The organism is Colwellia demingiae (assembly GCF_007954275.1).
Classification (GTDB): Bacteria; Pseudomonadota; Gammaproteobacteria; order Enterobacterales; family Alteromonadaceae; genus Colwellia; species Colwellia demingiae.
In genome coordinates this window covers 256,037-273,743 of the sequence record NZ_VOLT01000004.1, presented here as the reverse complement: position 1 = coordinate 273,743, position 17,707 = coordinate 256,037, and the positions used below count along the sequence as shown (strand labels likewise).

The following is a 17,707-nucleotide window of genomic DNA, read 5'->3' as shown; positions in this document are numbered from 1 at the left end:
AGAATACCTACATCTCAGCTTGGTATTAATTGTCCTTATTTTCTGCATTTTTTTTTGCATTAAATATTAAGCCTCTGTTCGATTAACAAACACTTTATGGTGTGAATAGCAAAGCGTGGTTATGCTATTTTTTATAAAAAAACTGTAGTCTTCGTTGTAAAAGCATCACTGGTAGCCGTTCGTTGGTAACTTTTATTAAACGCCGCTATTTTATTTGTTTCACCTTCTTGCTCATACGCTTTCAATAAGTTTTGTCGCCATTCTTTTTGCCAAGGACAGCTAGCAACTGCTTTTTCAAAGTGGCGAATACCATCTTGAGCATGGTTTTTAGATAAATAAACCAGCCCGACCATATAATGACACGCTGCATGCTCAGGGTTATGATGTAACATCTTTTTAAAGCACATTTCAGCTTCATCAAGCTTACCCTCTTTGTATAGTGCGACACCGTCAGTTAAAAAACCGGGCTCTGGCAAGGTGAACAAATCAGTAATAGGGTTTGATACTATTTTTGTATTAGTGCCTTTAATTAATGGTGTTAACTGGGTTTGATAATGCTGCCACTTCGCTTTTGATGTTTTATAAATATGTTGGCGTACCTGCCAAACACTGGCCGTTTTAACTGTACGCACTAACTCATTAAATTTAAGCACTCTGGGTTGCCAATCTACGCCAATATAATTCAACATTTTACGGGCGCTACCCTCTAAGTTATCAACGACATCTTCATAATTAATTTCTAGAATTTCACCAGGAAAAGTTTGCTGCCAGTGATGCATTAACAGATTATGGTCGGCTAACTGTTCTCCAATATGCTCTAGATCATAAGCAAAGCCCATTCCGCCATGTTTGGCTTGATAATCGGTAAAATAATTAGACATAGCTATGTCGCGTGGGTCGCGACATACTGAAATGATTTTAGCATTGGGGAATAGAAATTTAATTAAGCCAATATTTTCAAAGTTATGTGGCATTTTATCCACCACATATTTCGACTCTGGCTTAGCTTCTGCAGCGAGCTCTTGTAATTCTTTTAGCACATTATTGGCAATACCTGCGATGGCATAGGCATTAAAATCGTCAATACAATCCGGGTATTGTCGACCAGAGCCAGTGTGGCGTTCCCAGCGATTTATCCCCTGTACAACTTGCGGAATAACCCCTAACTCACCGGCACCAAAAATATCACTGTGCCCGGATAAAATTTGTTCAATCAAGGTAGTGCCCGAACGAGGCATGCCTAACACATATACCGGCATTGATGATCCAATGCCGTAGTTAGGCCTATGCTGATACAAGGTTTTGTTAAAACAAGCACGTAATCGCGCACAGTCTTCTCGGTGTTTTTGAGCATTGTATGATAAAAGTTTTTTACTGGCATTATTGGCCTGTTCAGCAAAAATAAAAGCTTTACCATAGTCTTCCTTTTTTTCCCACGCGGCCGCTAATTGGAACAAAATACCGGCGCGCAGCGAGCCCTCCATGCTGGGCTTGTTGGCCGCAATAGCCATTTTATCTAAGGTACCTACATCATCAGGAAAACGCCGAACATTAATTAGAGCCGAATAACCTTGTAGTGGGTCAATGTCTTTAACACGTTCAAACAAGACTACGGCTTCATCAATATGCCCCTGCTGCATTTGTTGCTGACCTAAGCCTAGCAGCGCCGGTAAAAATTGGCTGTTCTCAGCTAAAATACCACGATAGAGCTGCTCTGAAACTTCAAAATTTTGCCCTTGGCTTTCTACTTGCGCTAAGGCATTATTTGCCTGGGCTTGTTTCATTTTAACCAGCACTAAGGATTGTTGATCTGTAACCTCTAGCGTTTCTGCCAAACTGACCGCACGCACTGCCGCTTTGCGTGCCTTTTTATCAAAACGGTACAAACAGGCTGTTGATAGCTGCACCCAAAGGGCACTATTTCCTTCATCCTTTTTTAACGCTTTCTGCAGTAAGTTAATGGCCTGCATAAAGTGCCCTTGTAATTGTGCTAGTTCAGCAAGTGCCATGAAGAGCTCTATGTTATCGTTATAGCGCTTTAAGTATTCACGTAAAATATCCGTTGCTTGTTGATGAAAATTTTTTTCCGCTAACACTTGGCTATAGCTTTTAACGCATTGTACTAATACGGCCTCTTCACAGTCACCCATTTGTTGTTGCATACCTAACTGAGAAAGCCATTCTTCAGCAGAGGTAAAAAAGCCTTGCGCTACCCATAGTTGTAATTGCGTAGTGTTCAATTGCAACCAATACTGCTGATAAAGCGCATCACTGACCGCATGATTATTGTCTAGCACTTCTGTTGCGCTATCGAGCTGTTTTTGTGCCTGACTGAGCTCATTTTGTGCAATATATACGGCCACTAAATTGCGGTGTACGACAAAGCGCTCAGGAGTAATTATTAATGATTTTTTAAAAAAGTGTTGCGCCTCAGTTAAGCGGCCAGAAGCTAAATAACAATACGCTAAGCGTGCCAGCGCTAATGCATGGTTGGCTTGTTCCACCAAGACATCACTTAACATTTTAATGGCGTCATCTATACGCTGCATCACAATTAACACCACCGCCAAATCACAACGGGCATCGGCGTCAAGCACGTCAAAATGTTCAAGCGATTGTTGGTATAAGGCTTGGGTATTTTCTTTCAATCCCATATGGGCGTTTGCTGTCGCTAACAAGGGTAATACTGCCGGGTTGCCGCTGTCATACCAAAGTGATTGCGCCAATTCGAGCAAACTAGGGTATTGTTGATTTTCAGCAAGTTGTCGCAACAGAATTAATTCATTCATCACTACTTCTTTATGTTGTTATCAGTTAATTTCTAACTGAATCAAGGTTTATTCACTTTTGTTTTAAGCAGTATCCCAATAAAATCTTTATAGGACGAATTTATAAAGGCTTTGATTGGCTAAGTTATCAAATGAATGAACAAAGGTTTTATGCCGCCGCCCAGAGCCTAAAACATGATATAACAAAAATATGTCAGCGTTACGAACACGCTAAACAACGCTGTTTATCAAGCCAACGAACAATGTCGTTGGCGACAGATTATGATCAGTGTTGTTAACAATGGTAACTGACAAGCTTTACCGATGGAGCGCTACGCGAGACCTTGGCTGGTCATTATGCCTACTGGCATGGTATTAGTGTATAAGTCGCTGCCTGCCCCAGCATCTAGCTGCATATTCAGTACTGTTCCGGTCCAAATATCAAAAGTGTCGTTTTCTCCGTCTACATTACGAAACAACATCCCCGCTTGATTAATAACCACGACTGTCGTTGAACCAGTAGTCCATAGATTTAATGCATTAACCGTTTCTGATACTGAAGCCACCGGTAAGTTACCCGCTCCACCTTTTAAATCCAAGCCATTCCCGGCGATTATCACTCGGTCATCGCTGCCCAAATTATCCGCCCCCGACCATAAACCCCATGTCCCATTTGCACTGTTTTCATTAGTGAGTAAAGTACTAACACTCGAATCGACCTTAATATAGATCGTATAAGTTGTATTACTATCGAATGTTCGGCTTGAATGGTCCGATGAAGTCCCTCCGACTAAATCAAACACCACGACAGCTTCATTGACCACCACTGTAGTATCTATAGCGAAGTTATCTGATGTAACGGCGTCTGTTGGCACATTTCCTGCTAAATCAGCTATCCCCGTATTGACTACGGTTATAGTATTGCTCGTATCTGTGATCCCGTCTGTTGGTGTAAATGTACCGGTCCATGTCACGCCGCTATCACTTGTACTAATTGCCGACAGTGTGCCGTTTGCACCCGTTAAATCAATGTCGTCGTTAGTAAAATTGGTTACCGCCTCACTAAAAGTAATTGTTAAGGTCGCCGTTTCACTTTTAGCTAAGTCTGTATCACTTAATACAACACTGTTAATAATCGGTGCGACCTCATCCAGATCATTAATATCAAGCGTGACGACTTGTTCACTACTGTTATTGCCGGCATCGGTCGCCACCACGATAAAGCTGTAATCGGCTTTGATTTCATCATCCGGGTTTGCCGTTAACGTCACTGCTCCTGTACTGCTGTTGATGGTAAATAGTGCCGCATCATCACCGCTCTTTAAGCTATAAACTGTTGCGCCCGAGGCAATATCACCGCTATCGGTTGACGTGACCGTGTACACCACTTGACCAGCACCACTGTTTTCATCAATAGCGGCTGCTATCGCCGCCGAGGTGATCGTCGGCGCGATTTCATCAAGATCGGTAATATCAAGCGTGACCGCTTGTTCGCTGTTGTTACCAGCACCATCACTCGCCACCACGGTAAAGCTATAATCAGCTTTGGTTTCATCATCCGGATTAGCCGTTAAGGTCACTGCTCCTGTACTGCTATTGATGGTAAATAGTGCCGCATCATCACCGCTCTTTAAGCTATAAACTGTTGCGCCCGAGGCAATATCACCGCTATCGGTTGACGTGACCGTGTACACCACTTGACCAGCACCACTGTTTTCATCAATAGCGGCTGCTGTCGCCGCCGAGGTGATCGTCGGCGCGATTTCATCAAGATCGGTAATATCAAGCGTGACCGCTTGTTCGCTGTTGTTACCAGCACCATCACTCGCCACCACAGTAAAACTGTAATCGGCTTTAGTTTCATCATCCGGATTTGCCGTTAAGGTCACTTCTCCTGAACTGCTGTTGATGGTAAATAATGCCGCATCTTCACCGGTTTTTAACCGGTAAGCTGTTGTGCCCATGGTAATATCGCCGCTATCGGTTGACGTGACCGTGTACACCACTTGACCAGCACCACTGTTTTCATCAATAGCGGTTGCTGTCGCCGCCGAGGTGATCGTCGGCGCGATTTCATCAAGATCGGTAATATCAAGCGTGACCGCTTTTTCGCTGTTGTTACCAGCACCATCACTCGCCACCACGGTAAAGCTGTAATCAGCTTTGGTTTCATCATCCGGATTAGCCGTTAAGGTCACTGCCCCGGTACTGCTGTTGATGGTAAATAGTGCCGCATCTTCTCCGGTTTTTAAGCTATAAACCGTTGCGCCCGTGGTAATATCACCGTTATCGGTTGACGTGATCGTGTATACCACTTGACCTGCACCACTGTTTTCATCAAGGGCTGTCGCGCTGGAAGCTGAGGTGATCGTTGGTGCAACTTCATCAAGATCGGTAATATCGAGTGTGATCGCTTGTTCGCTGCTGTTACCGACACCATCAGTCGCTACCACGGTAAAGTTGTAATCGGCTTTGGTTTCATCATTCGGATTGGCCGTTAAAGTCACCACCCCCGTACCGCTATTGATGGTAAATAATGCCGCATCATCCCCAGTTTTTAAGCTGTAAGCCGTTGTGCCCGTGGTAATATCGCCGCTATCGGTTGACGTGACCGTGTATACCACTTGGCCGGCACCACTGTTTTCATCAAGGGCTATCGCGCTTGAAGCTGAAGTGATCGTTGGCCCAACTTCATCAAGATCGGTAATATCTAACGTGATCGCTTGTTCGCTGCTGTTACCAGCCGAATCACTCGCCACCACGATAAAACTGTAATCGGCTTTGGTTTCATCATCCGGATTGGCCGTTAAAGTCACCGCCCCCGTAGTGCTGTTGATGGTAAATAGTGCCGCATCATCACCGCTCTTTAAGCTATAAACTGTTGCGCCCGAGGCAATATCACCGCTATCGGTTGACGTGACTGTGTATACCACTTGGCCAGCGCCACTGTTTTCATCAATAGCGGTTGCTGTCGCTGCCGAGGTTATCGTCGGTGCAACATCATCAAGATCGGTAATATCGAGCGTGATCGCTTGCTCAGTGCTGTTACCAGCACTATCACTCGCCACCACAGTAAAATTATAATCGGCTTTGGTTTCATCATCCGGGTTTGCCGTTAACGTCACTGCCCCCGAACTGCTGTTGATGGTAAATAATGCGGCATCATCACCGTTTTTTAAGCTATAAACCGTTGCGCCCGAGGCAATATCACCGTTATCGGTTGACGTGATCGTGTATACCACTTGACCTGCACCACTGTTTTCATCAAGGGCTGTCGCGCTGGAAGCGGAGGTGATCGTTGGTGCAACTTCATCAAGGTCCGTAATATCGAGTGTGATCGCTTTTTCGCTGCTGTTACCGGCACCATCAGTCGCCACCACGGTAAAGTTGTAATCTTGTCTGATTTCATCATCCGGATTGGCCGTTAAAATCACCACCCCCGTACTGCTATTGATGGTAAATAATACCGCATCATCTCCCGCTTTTAAGCTGTAAGTCGGTGCACCCGTGGCAATATCACCGCTATCAGTTGACGTGACCGTGTACACCTCTTGACCAGCACCGCTGTTTTCATCAAGGGCTGTCGCGCTTGAAGCTGAAGTGATCGTAGGCCCTACTTCGTCAAGATCGGTAATATCGAGCGTGATCGCTTGTTCGCTGCTGTTACCGGCGGTATCAGTCGCCACCACGGTAAAGTTGTAATCGGCTTTGGTTTCATCATCCGGATTGGCCGTTAACGTCACTGCCCCCGTACTGCTGTTGATGGTAAATAATGCCGCATCATCCCCAGTTTTTAAGCTGTAAGCTGTTGCGCCCGTGGCAATATCACCGCTATCAGTTGACGTGACCGTGTATACTACTTGGCCAGCACCGCTATTTTCATCAATAGCTGTCGCACTTGAAGCTGAAGTGATCGTTGGTGCCACTTCATCAAGATCGGTAATATCTAACGTGATCCCTTGTTCGCTGCTGTTACCGGCGGCATCACTCGCCACCACGGTAAAACTGTAGTCGGCTTTGGTTTCATCATCCGGATTGGCCGTTAACGTCACTGCCCCCGTACTGCTGTTAATGGTAAATAATGCCGCATCATCCCCAGCTTTTAAGCTGTAAGCTGTTGCGCCCGTGGCAATATCACCGCTATCGGTTGACGTGACCGTGTATACCACTTGACTAGCACCGCTATTTTCATCAATACCTGTCGCGCTTGAAGCTGAAGTGATCGTTGGTGCAACTTCATCAAGATCGGTAATATCGAGTGTGATCGCTTGTTCGCTGCTGTTACCGGCGGCATCACTTGCCACCACTGTAAAATTATAATTCGCTTTGGTTTCATCATCCGGATTGGCCGTTAAGGTCACTTCCCCCGTATTACTGTTGATGGTAAATAATGCGGCATCATCACCAGTTTTTAAGCTGTAAGCCGTTGCGCCCGTGGTAATATCGCCGCTATCGGTTGACGTGACCGTGTATACCACTTGGCCAGCACCACTGTTTTCATCAAGGGCGCTTGCTGTCACTGCCGAGGTTATCGTCGGCGCAACATCATCAAGATCGGTAATATCGAGCGTGATCGCTTGCTCACTACTGTTACCGGCGGCATCACTCGCCACCACCCTAAAGTTGTAATCTGCTTTGGCTTCATCATCCGGATTGGCCGTTAACGTCACTGCCCCTGTGCTGCTGTTGATGGTAAATAATGCGGCATCATCACCGGTTTTTAAACTGTAAGTCGTCGCGCCCGTGGCAATATCGCCGCTGTCAGTCGACGTGACCGTATACACCACTTGGCCAGCACCACTATTTTCATCAAGGGCAGTGGCTGTCGCCGCCGAGGTTATCGTCGGCGCGACTTCATCAAGATCGTTAATATCTAACGTGATCGCTTGTTCGCTGCTGTTACCGGCGGCATCACTCGCCACCACGGTAAAACTGTAATTGGCTTTAGTTTCATCATCCGGATTTGCCGTTAACGTCACTGCTCCTGAACTGCTGTTGATGGTAAATAATGTGGCATCTTCCCCGGTTTTTAAGCTATACGCCGTTGCGCCTGAGGCAATATCACCACTATCGGTTGACGTAACCGTGTACACCACTTGGCCGGCACCACTGTTTTCATCAAGGGCTGTCGCGCTTGAAGCTGAAGTGATAGTTGGTGCCACTTCATCAAGATCGGTAATATCAAACGTGATCGCTTGTTCGCTGCTGTTACCCGCGGTATCAGTCGCCACCACGGTAAAGTTGTAATCGGCTTTGGTTTCATCATCCGGATTGGCCGTTAACGTCACCACCCCGGTACTGCTATTGATAGTAAATAATGCAGCATCATCGCCAGTTTTTAAGCCGTATGCCGTGGCGCCCGTGGCAATATCACCGCTATCGGTTGACGTAACCGTGTACACCACTTGGCCAGCACCACTGTTTTCATCAAGGGCGGTTGCTGTCGCCGCCGAGGTTATCGTCGGCGCTACATCATCAAGGTCGGTAATATCGAGCGTGATCGCTTGCTCACTACTGTTACCCGCGGTATCAGTCGCTATCACAGTAAAGCTGTAGTCAGCTTTACTTTCATTATCTGGATCCGCCGTTAAGATCACCGCCCCGGTACTGCTATTGATGGTAAATAATGCCGCATCATCACCGGCTTTTAAGCTATAAGCCGTGGCGCCCGTGGCAATATCATCGCTATCGGTTGACGTGACCGTGTACACCACTTGGCCAGCACCACTGTTTTCATCAAGGGCGGTTGCTATCGTCGCCGAGGTAATCGTCGGCGCAACTTCATCAAGATCGATAATATCGAGTGTGATCGCTTGTTCACTGCTGTTACCCGCGGTATCAGTGGCCACCACAGTAAAATTGTAATCGGCTTTGGTTTCATCATCCGGATTGGCCGTTAAGATCACCGCCCCGGTAATGCTGTTGATGGTAAATAATGCCGCATCATCACCAGCTTTCAAACTATAAACTGTTGCGCCCGTAGAAACATCATCGCTATCGGTTGACGTGACCATATATACCACTTGGCCGGCTCCGCTATTTTCGTCAAGGGCGATTGGTGTCACCACCGAGGTAATCCTCGGCGCTACATCATCAAGATCCGTAATATCGAGCAAGACCGCTTGTTCGCTGCTGTTACCGGCGGCATCACTTGCCACCACGGTAAAATTGTAATCCGCTTTGGTTTCATCATCCGGATTGGCCGTTAAGGTCACCACCCCCGTACCGCTATTGATGGTAAATAATGCGGCATCATCACCGGCTTTTAAGCGGTAAGCCGTTGTGCCTACAGAAACATCATCACTATCAGTCGACGTGATCGTGTACACCACTTGACTGGCGCCGCTATTTTCATGGATGCTGCTAGCCGTCGCCGCCGACGTAATCATTGGCGCGACTTCATCAAGATCAGTAATATCGAGCGTGACCACTTGCTCACTACTGTTACCTGCCAGATCGCTCGCCACTACGGTAAAACGGTAATCAGCTTTGCTTTCATCATCAGGATTAGCAGTTAAGATCACCGTACCTGTAATGCTGTTGATGGCAAATAAAGCGGCATCATCACCCGTTAAGCTATATCTGGCATTCTCATCATTAGTAACTGCTTGATAAACAACCTGATGAGTACCACTGTTTTCATTTAAATCAGTCGCAAGAGAGCCAGAATCAAAAACTGCATTAATGGTATCTACATTAATAATAGTTGCCGGACTTCTAACTTGTTCGCTTATATGAGAGGTAACTTCAATACGTCCTTCACCGCCAGCATTTATAACTGAGCCTGGGACTAAAATGGTTGCTACGCCATCTAGCAGCTCAGCACCACTAATTTCAACAATATGAAATTGGTTACCCCATTGGATAACAACCGAATCGCCAATTTTTACATTGGCTACCTGAACAGCTACACCAGCCTCACTTTCTACTTTATTAACGCTGCCCTGCGCTGCATCAATGATAGGAGGTTTAATCAATGCGGCGGCTAAATCAGCCTTTTCAGCATTCACACCCGCTTCAAAAGCCTCCACTCCGTCCTGCAGTAATTCAAATCCAGACTTCGTAAAGGCCAACTCACCATTAGCCTGCGTTTCTATCTCGGTTCTTATTTTATTAATGGTCACATCAATACTCAGTGTTGATGTTGAATCACCCCCATTCAAGCTTGCTAATGCATTCTCTGTTCCTGATAACAATGCCAAAATATTACCGTACTGCTCTGCGGCATTAAGGCCATCTGAACTGTCATAATCGGCATCTAAGATAGTTGTTACAGGGGCTAATATATCTTCAACATCGAATAACTTGGAAACATCAGCGTTTACTGCAACATTTTCTGTTGTTACTTTATTGTCTTCACTAATACCTGCCTGACGCGAAGCAAGCTCAGTTAAAGGAGTAATGCTCATAATGACATCACCAAAGCCATCAGTGTGTCCCATTGCACGCAGTGACGAATCGCCTAAACTAACAAGTTTCCCGGTAGTTTCATCCAGATAATCACCTTCACTCCCATTGCTATCGACAACCTTAGCTAATAGTGGTCCTTGATAACCATTATCAATGGTGAAAACAACCGGTCCATCACTAAAGTCATGCTTTTTATTTGCCAGCTCATTACCATCTTTATCATATAATGTAACAGTCGCAATTGACTTAAAAGGACCAGCTACTGGATTCAATGTCACCTGGTAGCTTGGATAATCTTCATCATCACCATCCAACGCTACGGAGACAAGAACACTAGCGCCAAATAAGCCAACACCCCATGTTAAAGGGGACAGTCCTAAAAAATCATTATCCTCTTGTGATTTTCGAACAATAGGTTCATTGCCTTCAATAATAACTGGTTTATCCGTACTGCTGACACTCATCCCTTCAGCGGGCGTAAAACTACCATCCGCTGAGAAATTCGCAGTCATCGATTCACTATAAAAGCCTTCAACTTTAGCAACAGTTACCCCTTCTACCTCCACTTCTAAATCATCATCTTTACGCTTTAACACTAACTCTTGAGGAGCTTGTTGAGTTCCTTCTTTAACCACCGTATAAATTGCACCATTTAATGCGGTCAATATCTGTAATTCGACCAAAGAAAATGTTTGACGTTCGCCATTTGCTAATTCAACAAGTAAAGTTAACTTTATCATTATATGCCCTTTAAAACGGCGTTATAGCGTTGAATGTTGTAGGATTGAAATACCTGAATTAATCCACCATTGAATACCATACTCAACGCTTCTTTTTTTAATGCTTTACTGCTTCTATTTACGAGAAAATCACACCAACCAAGCATATAGTCTTTCGTTATATCGCTTCGTTCTTTAACAATGAGTACCTTTATTTTATCTTTGTTAGAACCTTGTTCGCCTTGTTTACCACGTTTTCTAGATACACATTCGAAGATAGTTTTATTTCCTTCAAGTGATACTGAAAAGAAGGTTTCATCCGATTCTATTATTCCACTGACTTCATTAGATCTTGCTTCCGTTTGCGCAGCTAAACATCGATATCCCCATCGATAAATTGCAGTACTAACGCAATGTGCAAAACAAATTACTTCACCTTTAATATTTTCAATCATTGATTTAGTTTGAGTACGATTTAACTCAGATTTAACCACATCAAGAAACCCACGTTTTTGTGTGCCAGTAAGATTAAAAAATGAATGAATAATTTGTCTAAATTCGTGATTGTTCATAAGAAACCATCTCGTCTATCTCAACGACATGGTATTAGTTTAGTAGAGAGCTACAATTAACGCTAATAGCTCTTTTAAAGTCTAGATAGAGGCGAGTAGATATAGCTAGAGGTAAAATACCGATAAAAAATGCTTATGGTAAAGAGCATAATTGAAGTAAAAATAACTAATTGTATATCAATATTTTCAGAAAAATAGTGGAAGGTGTTATCACTAAATCAACAAAATAAATGAACTACCTAAACGGTATTCAAATCATCGAAAAAAATGTTCTATTAGTACAATTTACTGATAGAGACATCGAGTTATCACATGATTATACTTTTATTAACTTCAAAGAAAAGATAGATAATTATTCTGATGTAGATGGTTATTTATACTTAATTAATGGCCTAAATAAGACATCAATAGATAGCTCGATATCTTCTGGTATAAATAGTATTTGTCAGCTTGATAAAATGAAAGATAAAGATATTTTATCTTTCAAGGATATTGGAAGTGTTTCACTTAAAAAACTAGCACATCAATAGATGGACATTAATCATAACATTGAAAATAAACGTAAGATATTTTAAGACTCATTTGCACTAATTATTTAGACAGGGATAAATAGTAAAAATAAATTCCTAACTAGACCTACAAGTAGACCTTGGCTGGATTTCTTATTGATTAGCTTTGTGATTGCTTACTGTAGATGTGCCTAGGAAAATGGTGGGCCTTCGCAGACTTGAACTGCGGACCTGCCGATTATGAGTCGGATGCTCTAACCAACTGAGCTAAAGGCCCATTTTCACATGTTTGGCCTGATATTTTCTAACGCGTTTGTTGGTGCAATTAAATGAGTGAACTAACAAAGCGGGTGCAGTATAAGCATTTTTTATTTTATTGTCACCTAATGAACTTTAAATAATCGTGTTTTTTTACTGACCGCTCATTTCTTAAACAAACAGAGGTATCTTCGCACTAAAATCGGTAAGTTAACCCTACACTCACTTCAGTTTGAACCCAAATACTACTAGAGATGTATATCGCACAAGTTTCAACATCACAAAATATTGCGCTATCAGAATTAAAAAATGTTCCGTATACACGACTATCTAGCCTTAGGCTAAATCGTTCACTTAGCTCAATTTTACTAGCTAAACCAATATTCACTGAAAAACGTGTTTCATTACTGAGTTGTTTATCATTAGGAGCAAGGTGAGTTAAACCAAGGCCGCCTGTTAGATAAAAAGGAATCGGTCCTTCAGAGATAGGCACATTACCGCCTAAGTGGGCATAGGTGATACCAAGACCCGTATTGCTTGCAGAAAAATCACTCGACTCAGAGAAATTGGTATTGTAATGGCTTATTAAGAATTCACCTTGTCGTTTTCGATCAAAAGACCAAGCAGTTAATAAACCGTAGCTAGTTTCATCACTTAACTCTATTCGATTGTTGATATTATCTTGAGTCGTATCAAAATCACCGCCGAAGCGATACCCAATCAAAGGAGTAATTTCAAATTCTAGTGCTGGTTTTGCCATAGTGGGCATAGATATGATGGTAAGTGCACAAAACATGGCTAAAATAACGCGCATAAAGATTCCTATCTTATAAAGTAAAAAGAGTAAGCTAGGCTACTAACTTACTCTTTTTTATGTCTATTTAAAATAGAATTTAAAGGACTATTTTAAATTTTTAGTTTTTATTCACCATCTAAGAAGCTTTTAAGCTGCTCTGAACGAGATGGATGACGTAACTTACGCAAAGCTTTCGCTTCAATTTGGCGAATACGTTCACGTGTAACGTCAAATTGCTTACCGACTTCTTCAAGCGTATGGTCAGTATTCATATCAATACCAAAGCGCATTCTAAGTACTTTAGCTTCACGAGCAGTTAAACCAGCAAGTACTTCATGAGTTGCACCTTTAAGGTTTTCTGAAGTCGCTGAATCAACAGGAAGTTCTCCACTACCATCTTCAATAAAGTCACCTAGATGCGAATCTTCATCATCACCGATTGGCGTTTCCATTGAAATTGGCTCTTTAGCTATTTTCAATACTTTACGGATTTTATCTTCAGGCATTACCATACGCTCAGCTAATTCTTCTGGCGTAGGTTCACGTCCCATTTCTTGTAACATTTGACGCGAAACACGGTTTAGCTTGTTAATAGTTTCAATCATGTGCACAGGAATACGAATAGTACGCGCCTGATCGGCAATAGAACGAGTGATTGCTTGACGAATCCACCACGTTGCATAAGTTGAGAATTTGTAACCACGACGGTATTCAAATTTATCAACGGCCTTCATTAAGCCAATATTACCTTCTTGGATTAAATCAAGAAATTGTAAGCCACGGTTGGTGTACTTCTTCGCAATTGAGATAACTAAACGTAAGTTTGCCTCAACCATTTCTTTCTTTGCACGACGAGCTTTCGCTTCACCAATTGACATACGACGGTTAATATCTTTAATGCCGTGAATGTTTAGGTGCGTTTCTTCTTCAATTTGGTTAAGTTTGTAAATGCAACGACCAATATCATGCTCAATATCACCAAGCTTCGTTGAATACGGATTACCTGCAGCTTTTTCTGCTTCAAACCATTCTTTTGAGGTTTCATTACCCGGGAATATTTTGATAAACGTCGTTTTAGGCATGCCAGCACCAACACAATGCTTCATGATCAAACGTTCTTGGACACGTAATCTGTCCATCATGCTACGCATGTTTTTAACTAACTTATCAAATAACTTAGGGATTAAACGGAATTCTTTAAATACTTCGGCAACTGCATCAATGGCTTCTTGAGCATCTTTATGACCACGGCCTTTTTTCTTTATTACTGTGCTAGCATTCTCATGGGCTTCACGTAACAAAGTAAATTTTTCACGTGCTAGCTCTGGATCTGGACCAGTATCTTCTTCTTCTTCCTCTTCTTCTTCAGCGTCGCCTTCTTTCTTCTCGCTATCTTCATTAGCGAGTTCTTCTTTAGATAATTCACTACCAACATGTGTTGCTGCTGCTGGTACATCTTCATCTTCGGCATCAGGGTCTAAAAAGCCAATAATAATATCAGTTAGACGAACTTCTTCAGCTTCAAAGTTATCCCACATATCTAATAAGTAGTTTATCGCTGGTGGATACTCAGAAACACTGCGCTGTACTTCTTTAATGCCTTCTTCTATACGCTTAGCAATGACGATTTCGCCTTTACGCGTAAGAAGTTCAACAGTTCCCATTTCACGCATATACATACGTACAGGGTCAGTTGTGCGACCAATTTCACTTTCTACCGTTGCAAGCGCTTGTGCTGCTGCTTCGGCTGCATCTTCATCAGTATTCCCTTCGCTCATCATCAAGGTGTCTTGATCCGGCGCATTTTCAAATACTTGAATACCCATATCGTTAATCATACTAACGATATCTTCAACTTGATCAGAGTCGATTATGTCTTGTGGAAGATGATCATTAACCTGCGCAAACGTTAAATAACCTTGTTCTTTACCTTTGGTTATCAGGTCTTTAAGTCTAGATTGAGGGGCTGGTTCCATTGACGAGTGTCCACCTGTATATTATAAATATGGGATGTAAAATATGCGTTTAAAACATTAGTAAAAGCTAATAAATGACGCAATAAAGCCGGAAATTATAGCGAATTTTTAACGCAGTTACCAGCAAATATCCTGTCTTAATCGCGTGTTAACATTTCAAGCTAATATATTAGCTCTAATCTCATTAGTGCTTACTAAGTATAGCTAAAACTAAGAGTTAAGCATTGAGTATTGCTTGTAACTCTTGCTTTTCCTCAGCAGTCATTTGTCCAGCTCGTGCTTTTTGTAATAATACTTCAGCACGTTGTTCAACAAAGTTATTCAGCAACTTCTCAATACTATCAAGAAAAACATCGGTTGCTGCATCGGCTTCTACATGGTGCTGCCAACACATCAACTTTGCTAATTGTGATCCTTGCTCTGTACCACGAAAGTATTCAAGTAATTGCGGTGACTTAATATCAGGGTTTTGCTGGCACACACCAAGTACCTGCATTAACAGCGGTATTCCTGGTGCAGTTAACGGCTGCAATACACTAAGTTCACCTAAGCTATTTGCTATATGGGGATGTTCTAACAATAAAGCAAGTGCTAACCTCACGGGGGTTACTTTTGTGCTGACTTTAACGGGTGACTTGACTGCTTCACCTTTTAAGCTTTTAGTGAACTTTGCAAGAAAGTGCTCACTCCCGGTACCAAAATTATTAGCAACTTCATTAATCATTGCATCTTTTAAAATACTGGCCGGAAGCTTTGATAAATAAGGCTGAAATGACTCAACTAAAGCCGCTCTTCCTTCTAGAGAACTCATGTCAACTTTCTGCATGAGTTGCTCAAATAGGAATTTGGATAACGGCATAGCGTTATCAATAATATTTTCAAAGGCTTGCTGCCCTTGTTCACGAATAAGTGAATCTGGATCTTCACCATCCGGTAAAAAAACAAATTTTAATGAAAAGCCGTCTCGAATAAGCGGTAAGGCATTTTCCATCGCTCGCCATGCAGCTTCACGTCCGGCCCTATCACCATCATAACAACAGACAACATCGGGAACCGTGCGAAATAAGGTTTGTAATTGTTCAAAAGTTGTCGCTGTACCTAACGATGCAACAGCGTAATCAACGCCATGTTGTGCTAACGCCACAACATCCATATAACCTTCAACAACAATCAAACGCTTAAGTTGTTTATTAGCCTGTTTAGCTTCATGTAAACCATAAAGTTCTTGGCCTTTATGGTAAACACGTGTTTCTGGAGAGTTTAAGTACTTAGGTTTTGCATCACCTAAAACGCGGCCACCAAAGCCAATGACTCGTCCACGTTTATCGCTAATAGGAAACATGATACGTCCACGAAAGCGATCATAAGGCCGCTTTTTATCACCTGCAATAGCCATCCCTAAATCAATTAACTGCTGATTAGCCTGACCATTACGTGAGAAGGTACTCATCATACCGTCCCAAGCATCACTGATGTAACCGATACCAAATCGCTTAACAACTTCACCACTGAGCCCTCGACCTTTTAAATAATCTATAGCGACTTCTTTATCATCAGCCACTTTTAATTGCTGCTGAAAAAAACGACTAATTTGCGACATTAGCTCATAGTCATCTTGTTTTTGTTGGTAAACTTGTTGCTGTCGACGTTGTTCTTCTGGGCTAGCAGTATTTTCTTCTCGGACAACTTCCATTCCACAATGAGAAGCAAGCTCTTCAACCGCATCAACAAAATCAAGGCGGTCAAACTCCATCAAAAAGGAAATAGCATTACCGTGTTCACCACAGCCAAAGCAGTGATAAAACTGTTTATCTTGGCTCACAGTAAACGAAGGGGATTTTTCATTATGAAATGGACAACAAGCTTGGTAATTTTTACCCGCTTTTTTTAACGGTACTCGGCCATCAACTAGATCAACAATATCTGCTCTGCTGAGTAAGTCATCAATAAATTGTCGAGAAATGCGTCCAGCCATAGTGTTTTAGAGTCATCTTTAAAGGGAAAATATATACCAACAGGACTAATTTATTGATTACTTAGCGAGAATTAATCTGTTTGGTATTACACCAGTATTCTACACAATACTGGTAAGAAAGTTGCTGGTATTTTTAAGTTTCAGCGACATAAACCTTAAAAAAAAATCATAAAAAAACCGTAATAGCTAAAGCCATTACGGTTTTCTTTAATGTAGTAAATATAGTATTCGCTATAAAGCCTTAACTATAAACCTTGAAGACCTGCTCTTACTTGACCGCTTACTGCGCCCATGTCTGCTTTGCCTTGCATTAAAGGTTTTAACACTGCCATCACTTTACCCATATCAGCCATAGAGGCTGCTCCAGATTCAACGATTGCCTTGCTTATTAATTCATTAATTTCTTCTGCACTAAGCGGTTGCGGCATAAAAAAGTTTAAAGCAACGACTTCCGCAGCTTCTTTTTCTGCCAATTCATCACGACCACCTTCAGTAAACATCTTAATGGATTCTTTGCGCTGTTTAACCATTTTGGTTAAAAGCACAACGATGTTCTCATCAGTTGCTTCGGTTTTATGATCAATTTCTGCTAGCTTAATTGCAGAAAGCGCCATGCGAATTACACCAAGACGTAATTTGTCTTTGGCTCGCATAGCAATTTTCATTTCATCTTTGAGTTGACTTAGAAGTGACATATTTCTCTCCATAGTAGGCAATCTCTTAG

At 42.5% G+C, this 17,707-nt stretch carries 8 protein-coding genes and 1 tRNA gene; 1 reads left to right on the top strand and 8 read right to left on the bottom strand.

Features of this window, described 5'->3' with window-relative positions; genetic code table 11:
- Nucleotides 1-131: 131 nt before the first annotated feature.
- From ESZ36_RS09315 to ESZ36_RS09305, 3 genes are all read right to left on the bottom strand, one after another.
- Nucleotides 132-2,789 carry a tetratricopeptide repeat-containing sulfotransferase family protein gene (locus ESZ36_RS09315; RefSeq protein ID WP_146786731.1) on the bottom strand — a complete coding sequence of 886 codons (2,658 nt, stop codon included), beginning with the start codon at nucleotides 2,787-2,789 and terminating at the stop codon, nucleotides 132-134.
- A gap of 311 nt (nucleotides 2,790-3,100) precedes the next feature.
- On the bottom strand, nucleotides 3,101-10,918 hold the full coding sequence (locus ESZ36_RS09310; RefSeq protein WP_146786728.1) for a cadherin domain-containing protein: 7,818 nt from the start codon (nucleotides 10,916-10,918) through the stop codon (nucleotides 3,101-3,103).
- The gene (locus ESZ36_RS09305; RefSeq protein WP_146786725.1) at nucleotides 10,918-11,469 is read right to left on the bottom strand and encodes a hypothetical protein; all 552 of its coding nucleotides are present in this window, start codon (nucleotides 11,467-11,469) and stop codon (nucleotides 10,918-10,920) included. The genes ESZ36_RS09310 and ESZ36_RS09305 overlap by 1 nt, the downstream gene beginning before the upstream one ends.
- Before the next feature lie 230 nt (nucleotides 11,470-11,699).
- Here ESZ36_RS09305 and ESZ36_RS09300 point away from each other — a divergent pair, with 230 nt between their 5' ends.
- A complete protein-coding gene (locus ESZ36_RS09300) occupies nucleotides 11,700-11,999 on the top strand; it encodes a hypothetical protein (RefSeq protein WP_146786722.1) in 300 nt (99 codons plus the stop codon).
- A gap of 179 nt (nucleotides 12,000-12,178) precedes the next feature.
- Here the strand turns inward: ESZ36_RS09300 and ESZ36_RS09295 are convergent.
- The 5 genes from ESZ36_RS09295 to ESZ36_RS09275 form a co-directional block, all read right to left on the bottom strand.
- Nucleotides 12,179-12,255: transfer RNA gene (locus ESZ36_RS09295), tRNA-Ile, on the bottom strand.
- Between the two features lie 177 nt (nucleotides 12,256-12,432).
- Complete coding sequence (locus tag ESZ36_RS09290) at nucleotides 12,433-13,050, bottom strand: outer membrane beta-barrel protein (protein ID WP_146786719.1); 618 nt, start codon at nucleotides 13,048-13,050, stop codon at nucleotides 12,433-12,435.
- Nucleotides 13,051-13,157: 107 nt separating this feature from the next.
- Nucleotides 13,158-15,008 (bottom strand): RNA polymerase sigma factor RpoD, encoded by a 1,851-nt coding sequence (gene rpoD / locus ESZ36_RS09285; protein WP_146786716.1) that lies wholly within the window; start codon nucleotides 15,006-15,008, stop codon nucleotides 13,158-13,160.
- A 217-nt stretch (nucleotides 15,009-15,225) separates the two neighbouring features.
- Nucleotides 15,226-16,983, bottom strand: coding sequence for a DNA primase (gene dnaG / locus ESZ36_RS09280; protein WP_146786713.1), 1,758 nt, complete (start codon nucleotides 16,981-16,983; stop codon nucleotides 15,226-15,228).
- A 245-nt stretch (nucleotides 16,984-17,228) separates the two neighbouring features.
- On the bottom strand, nucleotides 17,229-17,678 hold the full coding sequence (locus ESZ36_RS09275; protein WP_146786710.1) for a GatB/YqeY domain-containing protein: 450 nt from the start codon (nucleotides 17,676-17,678) through the stop codon (nucleotides 17,229-17,231).
- Nucleotides 17,679-17,707: the final 29 nt, after the last annotated feature.